The organism is Streptomyces sp. NPDC060205 (assembly GCF_042728395.1).
Classification (GTDB): Bacteria; Actinomycetota; Actinomycetes; order Streptomycetales; family Streptomycetaceae; genus Streptomyces.
Map to the genome: position 1 here is coordinate 1 of NZ_JBHWZP010000015.1, position 20,331 is coordinate 20,331.

Below are 20,331 nucleotides of genomic sequence, written 5' to 3' on the forward strand. Positions count from 1 at the left end.
CGCGTGGAGCACGAAAAGCGGTGGAAGCACGGCCAGGGTCTCCGGGTGGTTCAGCCGGTGACGGTGTGCCGGCGTTCGGCCGCGTACGCCATCGCGTGCTGGACGACCTCGATGAGGACCTCCTTGACCGACTCCCGGCCGCGTGCGTCGCACAGGACCACGGGGACCGCGGCGTCCAGGTCGAGGGCCTGGCGGACGTCCTCGGTGGGGTAACGGGAGGCGCCCTCGAAGCAGTTGACGCCCACCACGAAGGGGATGGAGCGCCGCTCGAAGTAGTCGACCGCCGCGAAGCAGTCCTCCAGGCGGCGGGTGTCGGCGAGCACGATCGCCCCCAGGGCGCCGGTCGCGAGCTCGTCCCACAGGAACCAGAAGCGGTCCTGGCCGGGGGTGCCGAAGAGATACAGCACGAGGTCCTCGCGCAGCGTGATGCGGCCGAAGTCCATGGCGACGGTGGTGGTGTGCTTGCCCTCCACACCGCTGGTGTCGTCCACCGGACGGCCCGCCTCGGTCAGCAGTTCCTCGGTGCGCAGCGGCTTGATCTCGCTGACGGCGCCGACCAGGGTGGTCTTGCCGACGCCGAAGCCGCCCGCCACGAGGATCTTGAGAGTGACGGGCTCGACCGGGGCCTTGCCGCGTTCAGTGCGCCCGAAGATCATCGGTCTCTTCTCTCGCTTCTCGCTCGCTCAGGTGGTGTCTCGTTGCCGCTGTGCCAGGGGTTCACAGGGCCCGAAGGCCGCTGATCACGTCACGCAGAATGCTTTCGTCCGGCAGCTCCGCTGGGGGTACCGGACGGGTCACATGGACCAGTTCGTCCTCGACGAGGTCGCCGATGAGGACCCGTACGACCCCGATGGGCAGGTCGAGTTCGGCGGCCAGTTCCGCGACCGACTGGGGGGCGTCACGGCAGAGTTCGACGATGTCCACGTGTTCCGGGGACAGGGAGTTGTCCGCCTCCGGGTCGGAGGCGTACTCCTCCGTCACCACGACCGCGATCAGGTCGAGGCGGTGCTGGTTCGGGCTGGTGGTGCGGCCCCGTGTCATGGCATACGGACGGACCACCGGTCCGGCCTCGTCGTCGAACCAGTGGGACAGCTCCTGCCCGTCTCCGCTCATGCCGACTCACTACCCGCCCGAGGACAGTTCGGTGCGCGGAGCGGCGGCGAGATGTGCGCCGACGCGCTTCACCAGCAGCGTCATCTCGTACGCGACCTGCCCGACGTCGGAGTCGGCGTCGGAGAGCACGGCGAGGCAGCTGCCGTCACCGGCGGCCGTGACGAACAGGAACGCCTCGTCCAGTTCGACCACCGTCTGCCGGACGCTGCCCGCGTCGAAGTGCCGGCCGACGCCCTTGGCGAGGCTGTGGAATCCGGAGGCGACGGCGGCGAGGTGTTCGCTGTCCTCCCTCGTCAGATCGGTCGAGACCCCCGTGGGGAGGCCGTCTCCGGAGAGCACGAGTGCTTTGCGGATGCTGGCGACACGCGCCACCAGGTCGTCGAGGAGCCAGTTGAGCTCCCCCGTCGCCGTGGTGGTCGTCATGTGGCCGGCGGCCTTCGGTGCGGTCATCGGCCGTCTCCCTTGGTCGTTCCTGGTGCTGTGCCGTCCTGGGCCTCGTCGCCCGCGGCGTTCTCCTCGCGCCCACGCCGCCAACCACGCTGGAGCGAGGCCATCCGGTTGCGTACTTCGTCCGCGTCACGCTCCGAGGGGTCCGTCGTACGGGCCGGGGCGCGCGTGGTGCGCAGGTCGGGCCCTTCCTTGAGCTGCGGGGCGAGATTGGCCTGCCGTACCCGGCGGGGCAGGCCGGAAGCAGGGCCTCCGGCCGGTCCTGCGGTGCGGGGGCCCGCGATACCGGGCGACGGGGTGCCCGGACGCGTGCCGTTCGGTTCGACGCCGCGACGCGATCCCCGCTGCGGCAGGGCCGGGGCCTCACCCGGTCCGCCGTCCGCGGCTCCCGGTCCGCGCACGACCGCTCCGCCCGCCGTTCCCCCCGGCTCGCCGCCGCGGTCCACGCCGCGGTCGAGGGCCGTGCGGCGTCCGCGGTCCGCCGGGCCGTCGCCGGCTCCCGTGGGCCAGTCGTCGGCCTCGCCTCCGCGGGCCGACAGCGGGTCCGCGGTGTCACGGCGGCCCGGCCCACGCCTGGCGCCCCTCGACCGCTTCGGCAGCTCTTCGAGCACACCTGAGCGCTCGGGCCGCTCCTCGGACCTGGTCCGATCCTGCGCCGACTGGGGCAGTTCGGTGACCTCGCCGTCGTCCGGGCGGTCCGTCAGCTCGTCGCGCCGCGATCTGCCGTGGGTCACGGGGCGGCCGTGCGAGCTGACCAGCTTGGGGGTGCGGCGGCGGGACAGCGAGACACCGGGCCGCTCGTCCTCCGGGGAGGGTGACGGCTCGCGGGGCGGCTCACGCGTCTCGTCGGCCGCCGTCCCGGCGATGGAACGGCGCGGGCGGAAGATGCCGCCGTGTTCGCCGTCATCGTCGTCGAGGGCGCCGGGGAAGCCTTCGAGGGCGTCCAGGCCGACGGGCGCCTCCAGTTCGACCGGTCCGTCGAGGATCGACGCCGACAGGCCGGGCAGCGTGACCGGCACCTGCGACAGCGCGGCCCTGCGGCCCTCCTCGGCCTCGTTCTTCGCACTCCTGGAGGGAACCGCCCGGTCGAGCCGGAACCCGACGCCGTTGGTGTCGGGCACGTCGTCCGAGAGCAGCGCGTCGGGCACGAAGACCACCGCGGTCGTCCCGCCGTACGGGGACGGCTGCAGGGAGACGCGTACGTTCTGCCGCTGGGCGAGCCGGCTGACCACGAAGAGGCCGAGCCGGTCGGTGTCGGACAGCTCGAACTCGGGGGTCTCGGCGAGCCGGAGATTGGCGTCGAGGAGCGCCTCCGCGGCCATTCCGAGGCCGCGGTCGTGGATCTCCAGGGTGAAGCCGTTGGCGACGCGCTCGCCGAGGACCTGTACGGCCGTGTGCGGCGGCGAGAACACCGTGGCGTTCTCCAGGAGTTCGGCCACCAGGTGGGTGAGGTCGGCGACGGCCGATCCGGTGACCGCCATCCGCGGCAGCCGCCGGACCTCGATGCGCTCGTAGTCCTCGACCTCGGCGACGGCGGCGCGTACGACGTCCATCAGCTGGACGGGCTTGCGCCACTGCCTGGAGGGGGCCGCTCCGGAGAGGATCACCAGGCCTTCCGCGTGGCGGCGCATACGGGTCGTCAGGTGGTCGAGGCGGAAGAGGTCGGCGAGTTCGTCGGTGTCCTCGGTCCTGCGTTCCATCGTGTCGAGGAGCGTGAGCTGCTTGTGCAGCAGGACCTGGCTGCGGCGGGCGAGGTTCACGAAGACGTCGGAGACGCCGCTGCGCAGTTCGGACTGCTTCACCGCGGCCTCGACGGCGGACCGCTGGAGGCTGTTGAGCGCCTGGCTGACCTCGCCGATCTCGTTCTTCTCGTACTCCAGGCGCGGTACTTCGGTCTCGACGTCGACCTGTTCGCCCGCGGAGAGGCGGCGCATCACGCTGGGCAGCCGGACGCCGGCGGTCTCGTGGGCCTCCTGGCGGAGGCGGCGCAGGTCGCGGATGAGGCTGCGGCCGATACGTACGGACATGAAGAGCGAGATGAGGACCGCGGCCAGGCCGAGCACGCCGGCGATGGCGGCCTTGACGATGACGCCGACCGCGACGGGGCGGACGCGGTCCTGGAAGCGGTCGCCCGCCTGGGTGTTGAACTTGTCGAGGCCGTCGAGGACCCCGTCGGCGAGGCCGTCCCAGCTCTTCGCGGTGACACCGCGCGGGGTGCCCGGCGCGGAGGCGAGGGCCGACTGCTCGGCCACGCGCAGGGGCGCGGTGGCGGCGTTCTTCCAGTAGCGCTCGTAGCGGACGCGTTCCGCGGAGGGCAGCTGCGGGAGGTTGCTCTCGTACATGATCGTGCGCTGGGCGACGAGGTCGGAGATGTCGCGTGCCTCGTCGCGGGTCACCTTGCCGACGACGAGGGCGGATCCGAGCAGGGCGTCCTCGCGGGCGAGCAGTTCACGGGCGCGTGACATGTTGACGAGGGCGCGGCCCTGCTTGTCCACGTCCACGTTGTCGAGGACCTGGAGGTTGGCCAGGAGGATGTAACAGGGGTCCACCAGGCGGTTGTAGAGGTCCAGGGCCTGCGCGCGGGTGACGGTGTTGTCCTCGACGCTCTGGCGCAGCGACCCGACGCCGTCGAAGGCGTCCAGGATCGCGGTGAGACGCTCGGTGGTGTCGGAACCCATCTCGTCCCGTACGTCGGAGTCCCTGGCGTTCCTGCGGATCTTCGAGACGACCTCGTCGGTGGCGGTGCGGCTGCGGCGCAGGTCGGTGAGGGCGTCGGAGGCCCGGGGGTCCGCGAGGTAGACGAGGGTCTGACGGCGCTCGGCCTGGAGGACGCTGATGACGTCCTCGGTGGGGTAGCCGATCTCCTGCACGATGAAGGTCGTGTCGAACAGCTGGTTGACCTCGCGGCCCGTCAGTACGGTGGCGAAGCCCCAGATCCCGGTCAGGGAGAGCAGCGGCACGAGAAGCAGCGCCACGATCTTCCGGCGGATGGACTTCCCGCGAAAGCGCATGGCCTCCCCCAGCTCGGCCCCCGGGACCGGGGGCACACATGTACGGCAACAAACGGCGTGAGCCTACTACCGACACACAGGTATCTCGAAGGCCTGTCCGAGCCTGTCCGGGTCGACTCGGCGCGTATCCGGAACGAGACATCCGCAGTTGTCCGTTCATTGCGGGAGATTGCCTCCCCGAAACCGACACGGGGAAAGAGGCCCGACCGAGCCCGCTCAGCGGACCACTTGGCCGAAATTTTTCGATCGCCGGGAATCTTCGGCTTACGCCGATCGTCTGTCTGTATGGAAGTTGGAGGCGGAATCGGCTGCAGGTGCCGGATGCCGCGCCCAGGGGGCGTATAACAGCGCAAGCCGGGCAGCCGATGGGGAGCCGGAGTCTCGTGACACCGGAGCGAGCGGCTGTCAGGCGGTGGGGAGTGACAGGTTGATGGGCACGGCGGAGCGGTACGGGGCACCCGGGACGGGCGCCACGACGATCGCGGAGGCGGAGCGGGGGTCACAGATCCCGCGTCGGGACATTCCGGCCGACATAGCGGCGGATCTCGCGGCGATGAACCGCGCGGCGGCGGAAGCGGACCGTGTGGCGGAGGCCAGGTGGGCTTCCGCCATTGCCGCGGGGGCCGGGACCGCGCCCGTGACGGAGGCGAGGGCTGTGTCGGAGGCAGAGGCCGTGTCCGCCGCTCGGACGGGCACGAGGACGGTGACGGAGAGCGGGACGGGGGCTGTGACGGAAGCCGGGGCGAGGCCCTTCGCGAGGAGCGGGGACGACCGGGTGCCGGAGGCTGGCGAGCAGTACGTCACGGAGGCCGAAGAGCAGGCGTACTACCGGCCCTTGTGGGTCGAGGAGCCCGCGAACAGGCGCAGGCTGCCCGATCCCGTGCGTACGTCCGCGGTGCGCGCCGTCATCATCATCGCCGTCACGCTGATCCAGGCGATGGTCGCCTTCCTGTGCACGCTGGCCGGTTCCTGGCTCGCGTTCCCCATGGTGCTGAGCAGCGTGGCGAGCACGGTGGTGGCCACGTGGGGCGCGCTGGACGTGTGGGTCACGCGCCAGGTGTGGAACCAGCGCTACGGCGTGGTGTCGGAGCCGAGCAGCACCGCCCGGGCCCTGCGCCGCGAGCGGCGCAAGATCCGTCGTCAGGAGCGGTCCGCGGAGCGGACCAAGGAGCGGATACGCCGTCGGGGCGGCGGCGCGGGGCAGTTGTCGCACTCCTGACACGCCACATGACCCAGGACACCGGCTCCGCCACTAGGACACCGTTTCCATCGCGCCCGCCCCGCGGCCCAGTTCGCGCCGGGCCCGCATGAAGGGGCGGGGGCGGTCCACGGACAGCACCGCGGTCGTGCGGCCCTCGCGCTCGTACAGCGCGAGCAGGCCGTCCTCGCCCGGTGCCCCGTCGGTGAGCGTGCCCTCCGCGATACGGACGGTGTCGGTGTCGAGCCGCCGTCCGGCGAACTGAATCCGCGCCCCGTACTGGTCGGACCAGAAGTAGGGCAGCGGGCGCAGGGTCTCCGCGGTGTACCCGGCCAGCAGGTTGCGCACGGCGATCCGGGGCTGCTCGGTGGCGCTGGTCCAGTGTTCGGCGCGGATTCCGCCGACGCGGGCCACGTCTCCGACGGCGACCACCTGCGGCAGAGCCGTCGCACAGCCGTCGTCGCACAGCACGCCGTCGTGCAGCGCGAGCGGCGAGCCCGCCAGCCAGTCGGTGTTGGGGACGGCGCCGATGCCGACGATCACGACATCGGCGGGGAGGAGACGGCCGTCGGAGAGTTCCACCCCGGTGACCGCGCCGCGACCGCGCAGTGCGGCGACGCCCGTGCCCGTGACCAGGTCGACGCCCCCGCGCCGATGCAGCGCCGCGCACACCGCGGCCATCTCGGGACCGAGTTGGGGCACCAGCGGCAGCGGAGCCGCTTCCACGACGGTGACGTCGTGGCCGAGTGCTGCGCACGAGGACGCGGTCTCGGCGCCGATGAAGCCTCCGCCGATCACGACGACACGGCGGTCGCCCGCGGTGAGTTCGGCGCGCAGGGCGCGGGCGTCGTCGAGGGTGCGCAGGGTGTGGACTCCGGCGAGTCCGGGCCCCGGCAGCCGGCGCGCGGCAGCTCCCGTGGCGATGACGACTCCGTCGCCGGAGACGGTGCGGCCGTCGTCCAGCAGGACGGTGCGGCCTCGGGTGTCGAGGCCGCGGGCGCGGGTGCCGAGCAGCCACTCGGCGTCGAGTTCGGTGATCTCCTCGGTGTCGCTGAGGGCCAGGCCGTCCTCGCCGGACCGGCCGGTGAGGAAGTCCTTGGACAGGGGCGGGCGGTCGTAGGGGCGGTGCGGTTCGTCCCCGACGACCACCAACCGCCCGTCGAACCCCTGGGCACGCAGCTCACGGGCCGCGTACAGCCCGGAGAGCGAGGCCCCGACGACGATGACGGTCCTCATACGGCCGGCTCCTTCCGGACGGCGGGCGCGGATGGTGGGCTCGTGCGAACCGGTGCCCTGCGGCCGGGTGTTCCTCTGCCGCACTCGGCCCGGTCCGCGACCGACCCGCCGCCGTGCCCGGCGGACGCCGTCACCGGCTCGGCGCCGGATCCCGTGGGATCGGATCCCGTGGGGTCGGATCCCATGGGGTCGGATGCCGTGGGGTCGGATCCCGCGGGATCGGGAGCGAGGGCCACCGTGACGGCATGCGCGGCGGGCGTCGCACCGGTGTCGTGCTCGGCCCAGATACCGGGGCGTGCCCCGCCCCGCGCCGGGAGGCGCACGGGCCTCTTGGCGGTGTGCCGGGTGGGGCGCATGAAAAGGTGGGGCGCGGAGGGGCGCGCTGTCGTGGCCCTCGCACGGGGGATCGTCATGCCGCCGTGTCCTCCTTCGCCGCCACGTGGACATGGATGACGCCGTCGTCGACGGTGACGCGGTGGGTGCGGACGGCGCGGCGCGCGGGCAGGCACGTCGGCAGTCCCGTGCGGAGATCGAACGAGGCGGCGTGCAAGGGGCATTCGACCAGACAGCCCTCCAGCCACCCCTCGGAGAGCGACGCGTCCTGATGGGTGCAGGTGTCGTCGATGGCGTACAGCTCGCCGTCGGCGTTGAACACGGCGATGGGCGGCATGGTGTCGACACGGACGGATTCGCCCGCGGGGAGGTCATCAAGGCGGCAGACGGGAATCACGGGCCCCCCTCTCGGTCCAGGACCCACGGTCCTGGTCCTCACAGGTCCGGTCTGGTCCGAGACCTTCCCGGTCACGGACTCTTCGGTAACATGATGTTTCGTATGGCGCACGAGGGAGCGCTATGCGCAACAGAATCCGCGCGGGATGCCCGTCGCGTCAAGGGCTTCCGGCAGATGCGGCTCAAACCGGGCCGCCAGGTGGTGAGAGTTGAGCTATGACCCGCACTCAGAAGCAGGCTGACCGCACAGGGGAGACACCGGAGAAGCAGAGCAGAGGCGCGGGGAGCGCCGTCCAGTCGGTGGACCGCGCGGTGAGCGTGCTGGAGATCCTCGCCAGGCTCGGCGAGGCGGGCGTCACCGAGATCGCCGACGAGCTGGAGGTGCACAAGTCCACGGCCTTCCGGCTCCTCGGCGTGCTGGAGAACCGCGGCCTCGTCGCCCAGGCGAAGGACCGCGGCAAGTATTTCCTGGGGGCCGGCGTACTACGCCTGGCGGGGGCGGCGGCAGTGCGTCTCGACATCTCGCAGGAGGGGGTGCCCGTCTGCCGCGAACTCGCGGACGAGCTGGGCGAGACCGTGAACATCGCGGTCCTGGACGACAACGCGGCGGTCAACATCATGCAGGCCCGTGGCGCCGCGTCGGTCACCGCGCAGAACTGGCTGGGCAGACGCACTCCCCTGCACGCCACCTCAAGCGGCAAGGTCCTGCTGGCCCACCTGCCGCCGACCCTCCGCGAAGGGCTGCTGGCCAGGACCCTGCCGCGCTTCACCGAGCGCACGATCACCGGGACGGCCGCGCTGCGCGCCGAGCTGGAGGCCGTGGTCGAGCAGGGGTACGCGTTCGCGCTGGAGGAACTGGAGCTGGGGCTGGCCGCCACGGCCTCGCCGGTGCGCGCGCACGACGGCAAGGTGATCGGCGCGATCAGCGTCTCCGGGCCGGTGTACCGGCTGGAGCCGGACCGGCTGCCGGAACTCGCCAAGCGCACGGTCGCCGCCGCGGCCGACCTCTCGCGCCGGATGGGGTACGGCTTCTGACGGAAGCGGAGGCACCCACGCCGGCGGACCCGTGACCGGCCACGGTACGGAGTCGGACACCGGACTCGTACGGGTCCGGAACCGGCCACGGAACCGAGCCGGGCACCGGACTCGTACGGACCCGGAACCGGCCACGGAACCGAGCCGGGCACCGGACTCGTACGGACCCGGAACCGGCCACGGAACCGAGCCGGGCACCGAACTCGTACCGGCACGGAACCGGTCACGGGAACGAGCCGGACGGCGGCCTGGGGGGGCGGGGGTTCGGCCGCCGCCCCTACCGGGACGGGGGGCTTCGTGCGTCCCGGGCCCGCGCCGCCCACCAGGGGGCGAAACCGGGCGGGGGTGCTGGCACACCGGCCCCCGCGCCCGCGTGTGTCGGACACATTTCGGGGCGCCGGTTCCTTTTGCCAAGGGTTAACCCGTACCTCTTGACGGCCCCCTGGAGGCGTTCTCACTATGTTCCCCATAGCGCAACCCATAGTGCATTGCGCAACAGCAGAGGAGCTAGGTCGTGCCATACGAGGTCCGTGCCGTAGTCGCTGTGAAGAAGGGCGCACCCGTCGAGGTGCGGACGATCGTCGTCCCCGATCCCGGTCCTGGCGAGGTGCTCGTCACCGTGCAGGCCTGCGGGGTCTGCCACACGGATCTGCACTATCGCGAGGGCGCGATCAGCGACGACTTCCCGTTCCTGCTGGGCCACGAGGCGGCCGGCACGATCGAGGCGGTCGGCGAGGGCGTCACCGACCTCAGGACCGGCGACTACGTGGTCCTCGCCTGGCGGGCCCCCTGCGGTTCCTGTCGCTCCTGCCGCCGGGGCCGCCCCTGGTACTGCTTCGATTCGCGCAACGCCACCCAGCCGATGACCCTCCTCGACGGCACCCCGCTCACCAACGCGCTCGGTATCGGTGCCTTCGCCGAGAAGACACTGGTCGCCGCGGGCCAGGCCGTGAAGATCAACCCCGCGGCCCGCCCCGAGGCCGCCGGCCTGGTCGGCTGCGGGGTGATGGCCGGGTACGGCGCGGCGGTGAACACCGGCAACGTGGGGCGCGGTGACACGGTCGCCGTGATCGGCTGCGGCGGTGTCGGCGACGCGGCCATCGCGGGCGCCTGCCTCAACGGCGCCATGAAGGTCATCGCCGTCGACATCGACGACAAGAAGCTCGACCGGGCGGAGCGGTTCGGCGCCACCCACACGGTCAACTCCCGCGGCACCGACCCGGTCGAGGCGGTACGCGCCCTCACCGACGGCTTCGGGGTCGACATCGCCATCGACGCCGTGGGCCGCCCGGAGACCTTCGAGCAGGCCTTCTACATGCGCGATCACGCGGGGCTGCTGGTGCAGGTCGGCGTCCCGACCCCGGAGATGAAGATAGAACTGCCGCTGATCGACGTGTTCTCCCGGGGCGGCGCGATCAAGTCCTCCTGGTACGGCGACTGTCTGCCGAGCCGCGACTTCCCGTTCCTCATCGACCAGTACCTCTACGGGCTCCTCGACCTCGGCGCGTTCGTCTCGGAGACCATCACGCTCGACCAGGTCGAGGAGGCCCTGTCGACCATGCACCGCGGTGAGGTGCTGCGCTCGGTGGTGGTCCTGTGAGCGGCCACGAGTCCGACAGCAGCCGTCCGGTCGTCGCGCCCCATACGGTCGTCGCGCCCCGCGTGGTCGTCGTGGGCGCCGGCATCGTCGGCTGCTCCCTCGCGGACGAGCTGACCGCCCGCGGCTGGACCGACGTCACCGTCCTGGAACAGGGGCCGCTCCCCGCTCCCGGCGGCTCCACCTCCCACGCGCCGGGCCTCGTCTTCCAGACCAGTCCGTCCAAGACCCTCACGGCCTTCGCCCGCTACACGGTCGAGAAATTCAACTCCCTCGAAGTGGACGGCGTCTCCTGCTTCAACCAGGTGGGCGGCCTGGAGCTCGCGACGACCCCCGAGCGCCTCGCCGAGCTGCACCGCAGGGCCGGTTACGCCGCCTCCTGGGGCGTACGCGGCGAGATCGTGAGCGCGGCCCGCTGCAAGGAACTCTGGCCGCTGATCGACGAGTCGGCGGTCCTCGGCGGATTCCACACCCCCGACGACGGCCTGGCCCGCGCCCTGCTCGCCGCCCGCGCCCAGATGGAACGGGCCGTGGGCCGCGGCGCCCGCTTCCTGGACCGGCACACCGTCACCGGGATCGAGCAGGAGGACGGCAGGATCACCGCCGTCGTCACCGACCAGGGCGTCTTCCCCGCCGACCACGTCGTCTCGGCGGCCGGGTTCTGGGGGCCGGTGATCGGCCGCATGGCCGGAGTCGACGTACCTCTGCAGCCGCTCGCCCACCAGTACGCGCGGACGAAGCCCCTGCCCGAACTGGCCGGGGCGGGCACAGGGCCGCAGGCAGTCGCGGAGGCGTCGCGGCCCATCCTCCGTTTCCAGGACCGCGACCTCTACTTCCGTGAGCACGGTGACCGCATCGGCATCGGCAGTTACGCCCACCGGCCGCTCCCCGTGGACCCCTTCGCGGTTCTCGGCTACGACGAGGCGCGCGCCGGCGGCCTGGAGATGCCGTCGTCGTTCCCCTTCACCGAGGAGGACTGGGCGCCGAGCTGGGACGACTGCCGCCGGCTGCTGCCCGCGCTGCGCGGGAGCGAGATCGAGGAGGGCTTCAACGGCGTCTTCTCCTTCACCCCGGACGGCATGCCGGTCCTCGGCGAATCGCGTGCGCTGCGGGGCTTCTGGCTGGCGGAGGCCGTCTGGGTGACCCACTCGGCCGGTGTCGCCAAGGCCGTGGCCGAGTGGATGACCGACGGCCGCCCCGGGATCGACGCCCACGAGTGCGACCTCACGCGCTTCGAGGAGGCCCAGCGCTCACCCGCGTACATCAGGGAGCGCGGCTCGCAGCAGTTCGTCGAGGTGTACGACGTCCTGCATCCGCTCCAGCCGATGGAACGGCCGCGGCCTCTTCGGGTCAGCCCCTTCCACGCCCGCCAGCAGGAACTGGGCGCGTACTTCCTGGAGGGCGGCGGCTGGGAGCGCCCGCACTGGTACGAGGCGAACGCGCCGCTCGCCGCCGGCCTTGACGTGCCCGCGCGGGACGCCTGGTCGGCGCGGTACTGGTCGCCCGTCGCGGCGGCCGAGGCGCGGGCGACCCGCGAGAAGGTCGCGCTCTACGACATGACTCCCCTGCGCCGCCTCGAAGTCACCGGACCCGGCGCCCTCGAATTCCTGCACGGCATGACCACCAACAACCTCCGCAAGAAGCCCGGCGCGGTCACCTACACGCTGCTCCTGGACGAGACCGGTGGCATCCGCTCCGACCTCACCGTCGCGCGCCTCGGCCCGGACCGCTTCCAGGTGGGCGCCAACTCCCCCGCGGACCTGGACTGGTTGACCAGGCACGCCCCCGACGGCGTCCACATCCGGGACATCACGTCCGGTACGTGCTGCGTCGGCGTCTGGGGGCCGCTCGCCCGCGCGCTCGTACAGCCGCTCACCCGCGACGACTTCTCGCACGAGGGCTTCGGCTACTTCCGCGCCAAGGAGACGTACATCGGGCATGTCCCGGTCACCGCCATGCGGTTGAGCTACGTCGGTGAGCTGGGCTGGGAGCTGTACACCAGCGCCGACCTGGGGCTCCGCCTCTGGGACACGCTCTGGGAGGCGGGCCGGGAGCACGGCGTGATCGCGGCCGGGCGTTCCGCCTTCAACAGCCTGCGGCTGGAGAAGGGGTACCGGGCGTGGGGTGTCGACATGACCGACGAGCACGATCCGTACGAGGCGGGGGTGGGGTTCGCCGTCCGGCTGGACAAGGGGGAGTTCCTGGGCATGAGGGCGCTGGAGGGTCGCGGCGGGCACGGCGGGCGTCGGTCTCTGCGGCGGCTCACGCCGTTGTTGCTCGACGATCCGTCGGCCGTGGTGCTCGGCAAGGAGCCCGTGTACGTCGACGGTTCCGCGGCGGGGTACGTCACGAGTGCGGCGTACGGGTACTCCGTGGGGCGGTGTGTGGCTTACGCCTGGTTGCCGGAGTTGCCCGTGGGGGCGGGGGTGTCTGTCGAGTACTTCGGGGAGAAGGTTGCGGCGACTGTCGTCGATGAGCCGATCTTCGATCCGAAGATGAGCCGTATTCGCCGGTGAGTCCCCCCCGGGGGGAAGAGGGGAGGGACCGTGGGACGGCCTGCGGGTCCGTGGGGGCTGGTCGCGCCCTGCGGCGGAGCCGCATATCGATACGGCCCCGCGCCCCTAAAAGCAAAAGATTGCGCCGTTCCCCGCGCCCCTGGAAATGCAACCCGTGCCATAGACGGAGGTCCCCGTGTCCCCCAGTTACGACGTCGTCGTCATCGGTCTTGGCGGTATGGGTAGTGCCGCCGCTCATCACCTGTCCTCGCGTGGTGCGCGGGTGCTCGGGCTTGAGAAGTTCGGGCCCGTCCACAACCGTGGGTCCAGTCACGGTGGGTCGCGGATCACCCGGCAGTCCTACTTCGAGGATCCGGCGTACGTGCCCCTGCTGCTGCGTTCCTACGAGCTGTACGAGGACGTCGAGCGGGCCACCGGGCGGGACATCGCCACCCTGTGCGGCGGTGTGATGATCGGCCGGCCCGATTCGCTGACCGTGTCAGGCTCGCTGCGTTCGGCGCTCCAGTGGGACCTGCCGCACGAGATGCTCGACGCGGCCGAGATCCGCCGCCGCTTCCCCACCCTCGCTCCGCAGGACGACGAGGTCGGGCTCTTCGAGGAGAAGGCAGGCCTGGTCCGCCCCGAGAACATGGTCGCGGCCCATCTGCAGCTCGCCACCCGGCAGGGCGCCGACCTGCACTTCGACGAGCCGATGACCCGCTGGGAGCCGTACCGGGACGGTGTACGCGTGCACACGGCCGAGAACACGTACACGGCGGGCCAGTTGGTGATCTGCCCGGGCGCGTGGGCGCCGCAGCTGCTCACCGACCTCGGGGTGCCGTTCACCATCGAACGGCAGGTCATGTACTGGTTCCAGCCCCGGGGCGGGGTCCGGCCCTTCCTCCCCCGGAACCACCCGATCTACATCTGGGAGGACGCGGACGACGTCCAGGTGTACGGCTTCCCGTCCATCGACGGGCCGGAGCTGGGCGCCAAGGTCGCGTTCTTCCGCAAGGGACAGATCTGCACGCCGGAGACCATCGACCGCACGGTCCACGAGGACGAGATCCGGGCGATGGCGGACCATATGGCCCGCTGCATCCCCGATCTGCCCGGCACCTTCCTCAAGGCCGCCACCTGCATGTACTCCAACACTCCGGACGAGCACTTCGTCATCGCCCGGCATCCCGCGCATCCCGAGTCCGTGACCGTGGCCTGCGGTTTCTCCGGCCATGGCTTCAAGTTCGTGCCGGTCGTCGGCGAGATCCTCGCCGATCTGGCCCTGACGGGGACCACCGGTCACCCCATCGGCCTGTTCGACCCCCACCGCCTCGCCGCCGCGCCCGCCTGAGGAGCACGCTCGTGTCGACGACCCCCCTGACCCCCGTCCCCGCCCAGCTGCCCCCGAGCCTGATCAGCACACTTCCGGGGCACTACTACACCGATCCGGAGATCTTCCGGCAGGAGCAGGAGCACCTCTTCGAGTCGATGTGGTTCTGCGCGGTCCGCGCCGCCGACCTGGCCAAACCCGGGGCGTTCCGTACGGTCCAGGTGGGCCGCGAGAACGTCCTGGTCACCCGGTCCCGTACCGGTGAGCTGCGGGCCTTCCTCAACATCTGCCGGCACCGCGGGGCCAGGCTCTGCACCGAGGAGGCCGGCGAGGTCCGGCGCAACCTCCAGTGCCCGTACCACGCCTGGACGTACGGCCTGGACGGGAAGCTGATCGCGGCGCCGAACCTGGTGAGGATGCCGGACGTCGACCGTACGGAGTACGGCCTGATCACGGTCGCGCTGCGGGAGTGGCTCGGGTACGCCTGGGTGTGCCTGGCCGACGAGCCGCCGTCCTTCGAGGAGACGGTGATGGGCGCGGCCGTCGAACGGCTCGGGAACGCGGCGGCCATCGAGCACTACGGCACGGAGAATCTCGCCCTCGGCAAACGCATCACCTACGACGTGCGGGCGAACTGGAAACTGATCGTCGAGAACTTCATGGAGTGCTACCACTGCGCGACCATCCACCCCGAACTCACCGAGGTGCTGCCGGAGTTCGCGGACGGTTACGCCGCCCAGTACTACGTGGGCCACGGCGCCGAGTTCGGCGACGGGGTCAAGGGATTCACGGTCGACGGCGGCGAGGGATTCGGCAGGCTGCCCGAGGTCGCGGAGGATCAGGACCGTCGTTACTATGCGATAACGGTCAAACCCACTGTGTTCATCAATCTCGTCCCCGACCATGTCATCCTGCACCGCATGTTCCCCCTCGCCGAGGACCGGACGATCGTGGAGTGCGACTGGCTCTACGCCCCCGAGGTCGTCGAGTCGGGCGCCGACGTGTCGAGGTCCGTGGAACTCTTCCACCGGGTCAACGCCCAGGACTTCGAGGCGTGCGAGCGAACGCAGCCCGCCATGGCGTCCCGCGCCTACCGCAGGGGCGGGGTGCTGGTGCCCACCGAGCACCACATCGGGATGTTCCACGAGTGGCTCATAGGCATGCTGGGAGGCAGGGATGGCGGATCTCTACATCGGCGGCACCTGGACGGGCGCGCGGGAGAAACGCACGCGTGAGATCCGCTGTCCGGCCGACGGATCGCTCGTGGCCGTCGTCGACGAGGCGGGCGGCGAGGACACCGCCGACGCGATCGCCGCCGCGCGCCGCGCCTTCGACGAGGGCCCCTGGCCGCGGACCCCGGCGAACGAACGCGGCGATCTGCTGCTGCGCGTCGCCGACCTGCTCGCCCGCGACAAGACCGCACTCGCCCGCGCGGAGTCCCTCGACACCGGCAAACGCCTGGTGGAGAGCGAGTACGACATCGACGACATCGAGAACTGCTTCCGCTACTTCGGACGACTCGTCGCCAGTGAGTCCGGCCGGGTCGTGGAGACGGGCACGGAGGGTGTCGACAGCCGGGTCGTACACGAACCGGTCGGGGTGTGCGCGCTGATCACCCCCTGGAACTATCCGCTGCTCCAGACGGCGTGGAAGGTCGCCCCGGCGCTGGCCGCGGGCAACACGTTCGTCCTCAAGCCGAGCGAGCTGACCCCGCACACCGCGATCCATCTGATGCGTCTCCTGGAGGAGGCCGGGCTGCCCGCCGGGGTGGCGAACCTGATTCTCGGCGCCGGTCCGGAGGCGGGCGCTCCGCTGGGCGACCATCCGGACGTGGACCTCGTCTCCTTCACCGGCGGCCTGCAGACCGGCCGCCGGCTCATGGCCGCGGCGGCCGGAACGGTGAAGAAGGTCGCCCTCGAACTGGGCGGCAAGAACCCGAACATCGTCTTCGCCGACGCCGACTTCGAGACGGCCGTCGACATGGCGCTGACCGCCGTCTTCCTGCATTCCGGGCAGGTCTGCTCGGCCGGGGCGCGGCTGCTGGTGGAGGACTCCCTGCACGACCGTTTCGTCGACGAGGTCGTCCGCAGGGCCCGGCAGATCAGGCTGGGCGGGCCGTTCGACGAGCGGGCGCAGACCGGTCCGCTGATCTCGGCGGCCCACCGGGCGAAGGTCGAGGCGTACGTGGCCAAGGGACTGGAGGAGGGGGCCGTCCTGCGCTGCGGAGGGGGGCGGCCGGCCGAGCCCCCGCATCCGGAGGGCTTCTACTACCCGCCGACGGTGCTCGACGAGTGCTCCGGCGGGATGTCCGTGGTCCAGGAGGAGTCCTTCGGGCCGGTCCTGACCGTGGAGCGGTTCACCGACGAGGCGGAGGCGGTACGGCTGGCCAACGCCACGATCTACGGACTGGCCGGCGGCATCTTCACGTCGGACGAGGCGAAGGCCCAGCGCGTCGCGTCGGCGCTGCGCATCGGAACGATCTGGATCAACGACTACCACCCGTACGTCCCGCAGGCGGAGTGGGGAGGGTACAAGCAGTCCGGGTTCGGGCGGGAACTCGGACCCGCGGGCCTCGCCGAGTACCGCGAGACCAAGCACATCTGGCGGACCACGAATCCCAGTCCACAGGGCTGGTTCTCATGACCGGACCCCGCGGTCCCCGCTGCGGGTGACTCGGGGGCCTGCCGACAACAAGCGCGAAATCCACCGCACTTCACCGTACGGATCCGGCCGCCGGCGCCATAAGATCCAGTCTTCACCGACGACCCCGCACGAGCCGCACTCCCCTCCCGCCCGGGAGAACTCCCCCTTCCCAGGAGGCCGCTCATGACCACCACCGAGCAACCATCGGAGCAACCAGCCGGTCCGCACGGTCACCACGACCAGCACGGCCACGACGACTCCGAACTCAACGAGTTCGGCTACAAGCCCGAGCTCAAGCGCACGCTCGGCAACTTCCACACCTTCGCCGCCGGTATCAGCTACATCTCCATCCTCACCGGCACCTTCCAGCTGTTCTACTTCGGCTACGGCAGTGGCGGACCCGCCTACTGGTGGTCCTGGCCCATGGTCTTCATCGGCCAGTTCATGGTCGCGCTCTGTTTCGCGGAACTCGCCGCCCGCTATCCCGTGGCCGGTTCCGTCTACAACTGGTCCAAGAAGATAGGCAATCCGCACATAGGCTGGCTGGCCGGCTGGACCATGCTGATCGCCTCGGTCGTCTCGATCGCGGCCGTGGCCCTCGCCTACCAGCTGACACTCCCGCAGATCTCCTCCGCCTTCCAGTTCGTGGGCGACGGCACGGGCAAGTACGACGTCGCCACCAACGCCGTACTGCTGGCCTCCGTCCTGATCATCTTCACCACGCTGGTGAACGCCCTCGGTGTGAAGCTGATGGCCCGGATCAACACGGCCGGCGTCTTCATCGAACTGATCGCCACCGTCGTCCTCATCGTGCTGTTCGCCGTGCACATCACCCGTGGCCCGGGGGTCGTGCTGGAGACGAACGGCACGGGCGCGGGCCAGCCCGGCGGCTACTTCGGCGCGTTCCTCGTCGCGTCGCTGGCGTCCGCGTACGTGATGTACGGCTTCGACACGGCCGCCTCCCTCGGCGAGGAGTCCCTGGACCCCTCGCGCAACGCGCCGCGTGCGATCATCCGTGCCATCGTCGCCTCGTTCGTCCTCGGCGGACTCGTCCTGCTGCTCGCGCTGATGAGCGTGTCCAGTCTGAAGGGCGACCGGCTCTCCACGGACGGTCTGCAGTACGTCGTCCTCGACGTGCTCGGTGAGGACGCGGGCAAGGCCATGCTGTGGTGCGTGTTCATCGCGGTCACCGTGTGCGCCCTGGCCGTGCACACCGCGGCGATCCGGCTGGCCTTCGCGATGGCGCGGGACAACAACCTGCCCGCCTCCGCCAAGCTGGCCAAGGTCCATCCGCGTTTCCAGACCCCGATCGTGCCCGCCGTGATCATCGGGATCCTGGCGCTGGCGATCCTGGTGGTCAACATCCGCCAGCCGCAGATCTTCACCGTGGTCACCAGTATCGGCATCATCCTGATCTATCTCGCGTATCTGCTGGTCACCGGGCCCATGCTGGTGGCCAGGCTGCGCGGCGCATGGCAGCCCGCCGAAGGGGGCCGGTTCTCGCTCGGCCGCTGGGGACTGCCCGTCAACATCGTCGCCGTGGTGTGGGGCGCGGCCATGATGATCAACCTGATCTGGCCGCGCGCCGCGGTCTACAACGCGTCCGCCCCGTACCACTGGTATCTGCGGTGGGGTGCCGTCCTGTTCGTCGGCATCGTGATGGGTGGCGGCTTCGCCTACTACTGGTTCGTGCAGCGGCATCGCACGGGGGTGCTCGCGGAGCACCAGTACAAAGCGGCCGACACCCCGCTGCCGCCCGCGTCTCCGGCGGCCACGCCCACGGCAGACTGACGCCCCCCGCACCCGACGACCGACGACCGCGAATCCTCAAGAATCGCAAGGGCTCCAGGACTGTCAGGACTACAAGGAGGTCAACTCACCATGCAGACAGACGAGTTCGACTATGTCGTGGTGGGCGGGGGTACCGCGGGCAATGTGGTCGCGGCCCGGCTCTCCGGGGACCCGGCCGTCACGGTCTGCGTCCTGGAGGCCGGTCCCAGTGACGTCGGCGACGACGCCGTCATGAAGCTGGAGCGCTGGATGGGGCTGCTGGAGTCCGGCTACGACTGGGACTATCCGGTCGAACCGCAGGCCAGCGGCAACAGCTTCATGCGGCATGCCCGCGCCAGGGTCCTCGGCGGCTGCTCCTCGCACAATTCCTGTATCGCTTTCTGGGCACCGGCCGAGGACCTGGACGACTGGGCCGCCGCGGGCTGTACGGGGTGGAGTGCGGCCGAGCTCTTCCCGCTCTACCAACGGCTGGAGAACAACGACGCCCCCGGGGAGCACCACGGCCGCACCGGCCCGGTGAAGCTGCGGACGCTCAAGAGCGACGACCCGTGCGGTACGGCGCTGCTGGAGGCCTGCGCCCAGGAGGGCATCCCGACGACGCCCTTCAACTCGGGCAGGACCGTCGTCCGGGGCGCCAACTGGTTCCAGATCAACTCCGACGAGAACAACATCCGGCAGTCCTCGTCGGTCGCGTATCTGCACCCGATCCTCGGCAAGCGCCCCAACCTCGACGTACGGACCGGGGTGCGCGCCAAGAAGCTCGTGCTCGACGGGCGGCGCTGCGTGGGCGCCGAGTACCTGGACCCCGACCTGATCCACACCCGGACGGTACGGGCCAGGCGCGAGGTGATCGTGTCCTGCGGCTCGATCGACAGCGCGAAACTGCTGATGCTGTCGGGCATCGGGCCCGCCGGACATCTGCGCGAGGTCGGCGTCGACGTGGTGGTGGACGCGGCCGGCGTGGGCGAGAACCTCCAGGACCATCCCGAGGGCGTCATCATGTGGGACGCCAAGCAGCCCATGACGACCACCTCAAGCCAGTGGTGGGAGGCGGGCATCTTCTACGACACCGAACCGGGTCTCGACCGGCCCGACCTGATGTTCCACTACGGGTCGGTGCCGTTCGACATGAACACCGCCCGGTGGGGCTATCCGACCTCCGAGAACGCGTTCTGTCTCACGCCGAACGTCACCCGTGCGAAGTCGCGCGGCACGGTGCGGCTGCGGACCCGCGACTACCGGGACAAGCCGAGGGTCGATCCGCGGTACTTCACGCACGAGCACGACGTGCGCGTCATGACGTACGGGCTGAAGCTGGCCCGGCGGATCGCCGCGCAGCCCGCGCTGAGCGGGTGGGCCGGGGCCGAGCTGGCCCCGGGTCCTGACGTCCGCACGGACGACGAGCTGCTCGACTACATCCACAAGACCCACAACACCGTCTACCACCCGTCGTGCACGGTGAAGATGGGAACGGAGGGGGACGCTTCCGCCCCGCTGGACCCGCGGTTGCGGGTCAAGGGGGTGGAGCGGCTGCGGGTCGCGGACGGGTCGGTGATGCCGGATCTTGTGAGCGTGAATCCATGCGTCACGACGATGATGATCGGCGAAAAGTGCGCCGATCTTCTGAAAGAGGACGCCCTCTAGGCCCCGTCAGGGGCCCCTTTAGGGGCGCGGGGAACTGCGCGACCGGCCCCCACCGGGCCGCC

General features: G+C 70.8%; 16 protein-coding genes. 9 read left to right on the forward strand and 7 right to left on the reverse strand.

Going from position 1 to position 20,331, the window contains the following annotated elements; genetic code table 11:
- Positions 1 to 50 precede the first annotated feature (50 nt).
- The 4 genes from ACFWGJ_RS04530 to ACFWGJ_RS04545 all read right to left on the reverse strand — a co-directional run bounded on the left by ACFWGJ_RS04530 (position 51) and on the right by ACFWGJ_RS04545 (position 4,571).
- Positions 51 to 656, reverse strand: a complete 606-nt coding sequence (locus ACFWGJ_RS04530) for an ATP/GTP-binding protein (RefSeq protein ID WP_387320966.1) — start codon at positions 654 to 656, stop codon at positions 51 to 53.
- A gap of 61 nt (positions 657 to 717) precedes the next feature.
- Positions 718 to 1,113 carry a DUF742 domain-containing protein gene (locus tag ACFWGJ_RS04535; protein WP_107019590.1) on the reverse strand — a complete coding sequence of 132 codons (396 nt, stop codon included), beginning with the start codon at positions 1,111 to 1,113 and terminating at the stop codon, positions 718 to 720.
- Between the two features lie 9 nt (positions 1,114 to 1,122).
- Positions 1,123 to 1,563, reverse strand: a complete 441-nt coding sequence (locus ACFWGJ_RS04540) for a roadblock/LC7 domain-containing protein (RefSeq protein WP_387320967.1) — start codon at positions 1,561 to 1,563, stop codon at positions 1,123 to 1,125.
- Entirely contained in the window at positions 1,560 to 4,571 is a 3,012-nt protein-coding gene (locus ACFWGJ_RS04545) for a nitrate- and nitrite sensing domain-containing protein (protein ID WP_387320968.1), read from the reverse strand. Before ACFWGJ_RS04545 ends, ACFWGJ_RS04540 begins: the two co-directional genes overlap by 4 nt.
- 703 nt (positions 4,572 to 5,274) lie before the next feature.
- Between ACFWGJ_RS04545 and ACFWGJ_RS04550 the strand changes: the two genes are divergently transcribed.
- A complete protein-coding gene (locus ACFWGJ_RS04550) occupies positions 5,275 to 5,790 on the forward strand; it encodes a hypothetical protein (protein WP_387321031.1) in 516 nt (171 codons plus the stop codon).
- 33 nt (positions 5,791 to 5,823) lie between these two features.
- On the opposite strand, the gene ACFWGJ_RS04555 is transcribed toward ACFWGJ_RS04550, so the two are convergent.
- The 3 genes from ACFWGJ_RS04555 to ACFWGJ_RS04565 are packed head-to-tail and all read right to left on the reverse strand — an operon-like array spanning position 5,824 to position 7,735.
- Positions 5,824 to 7,005 carry an NAD(P)/FAD-dependent oxidoreductase gene (locus tag ACFWGJ_RS04555; protein WP_387320970.1) on the reverse strand — a complete coding sequence of 394 codons (1,182 nt, stop codon included), beginning with the start codon at positions 7,003 to 7,005 and terminating at the stop codon, positions 5,824 to 5,826.
- Positions 7,002 to 7,418 (reverse strand): hypothetical protein, encoded by a 417-nt coding sequence (locus ACFWGJ_RS04560; RefSeq protein ID WP_387320972.1) that lies wholly within the window; start codon positions 7,416 to 7,418, stop codon positions 7,002 to 7,004. Before ACFWGJ_RS04560 ends, ACFWGJ_RS04555 begins: the two co-directional genes overlap by 4 nt.
- Entirely contained in the window at positions 7,415 to 7,735 is a 321-nt protein-coding gene (locus tag ACFWGJ_RS04565; protein WP_384812145.1) for a bifunctional 3-phenylpropionate/cinnamic acid dioxygenase ferredoxin subunit, read from the reverse strand. The genes ACFWGJ_RS04560 and ACFWGJ_RS04565 overlap by 4 nt, the downstream gene beginning before the upstream one ends.
- 215 nt (positions 7,736 to 7,950) lie before the next feature.
- Between ACFWGJ_RS04565 and ACFWGJ_RS04570 the strand changes: the two genes are divergently transcribed.
- From ACFWGJ_RS04570 to ACFWGJ_RS04605, 8 genes are all read left to right on the forward strand, one after another.
- A complete protein-coding gene (locus ACFWGJ_RS04570) occupies positions 7,951 to 8,769 on the forward strand; it encodes an IclR family transcriptional regulator (protein ID WP_328497635.1) in 819 nt (272 codons plus the stop codon).
- A gap of 514 nt (positions 8,770 to 9,283) precedes the next feature.
- On the forward strand, positions 9,284 to 10,369 hold the full coding sequence (locus ACFWGJ_RS04575; protein WP_387320974.1) for an S-(hydroxymethyl)mycothiol dehydrogenase: 1,086 nt from the start codon (positions 9,284 to 9,286) through the stop codon (positions 10,367 to 10,369).
- Positions 10,366 to 12,882, forward strand: coding sequence for an FAD-dependent oxidoreductase (locus tag ACFWGJ_RS04580; protein WP_387320976.1), 2,517 nt, complete (start codon positions 10,366 to 10,368; stop codon positions 12,880 to 12,882). The genes ACFWGJ_RS04575 and ACFWGJ_RS04580 overlap by 4 nt, the downstream gene beginning before the upstream one ends.
- Before the next feature lie 175 nt (positions 12,883 to 13,057).
- Entirely contained in the window at positions 13,058 to 14,212 is a 1,155-nt protein-coding gene (gene solA / locus ACFWGJ_RS04585) for an N-methyl-L-tryptophan oxidase (RefSeq protein ID WP_387320978.1), read from the forward strand.
- Positions 14,213 to 14,223: 11 nt separating this feature from the next.
- Positions 14,224 to 15,426 (forward strand): aromatic ring-hydroxylating dioxygenase subunit alpha, encoded by a 1,203-nt coding sequence (locus ACFWGJ_RS04590; protein ID WP_387320979.1) that lies wholly within the window; start codon positions 14,224 to 14,226, stop codon positions 15,424 to 15,426.
- Positions 15,368 to 16,834: an aldehyde dehydrogenase family protein gene (locus tag ACFWGJ_RS04595; protein ID WP_387320981.1), complete on the forward strand. Its 1,467-nt coding sequence runs from the start codon at positions 15,368 to 15,370 to the stop codon at positions 16,832 to 16,834. Before ACFWGJ_RS04590 ends, ACFWGJ_RS04595 begins: the two co-directional genes overlap by 59 nt.
- A gap of 183 nt (positions 16,835 to 17,017) precedes the next feature.
- Positions 17,018 to 18,625 (forward strand): APC family permease, encoded by a 1,608-nt coding sequence (locus ACFWGJ_RS04600; protein ID WP_387320982.1) that lies wholly within the window; start codon positions 17,018 to 17,020, stop codon positions 18,623 to 18,625.
- Positions 18,626 to 18,715: 90 nt separating this feature from the next.
- Positions 18,716 to 20,269 (forward strand): GMC family oxidoreductase, encoded by a 1,554-nt coding sequence (locus tag ACFWGJ_RS04605; protein ID WP_387320983.1) that lies wholly within the window; start codon positions 18,716 to 18,718, stop codon positions 20,267 to 20,269.
- Positions 20,270 to 20,331 lie beyond the last annotated feature (62 nt).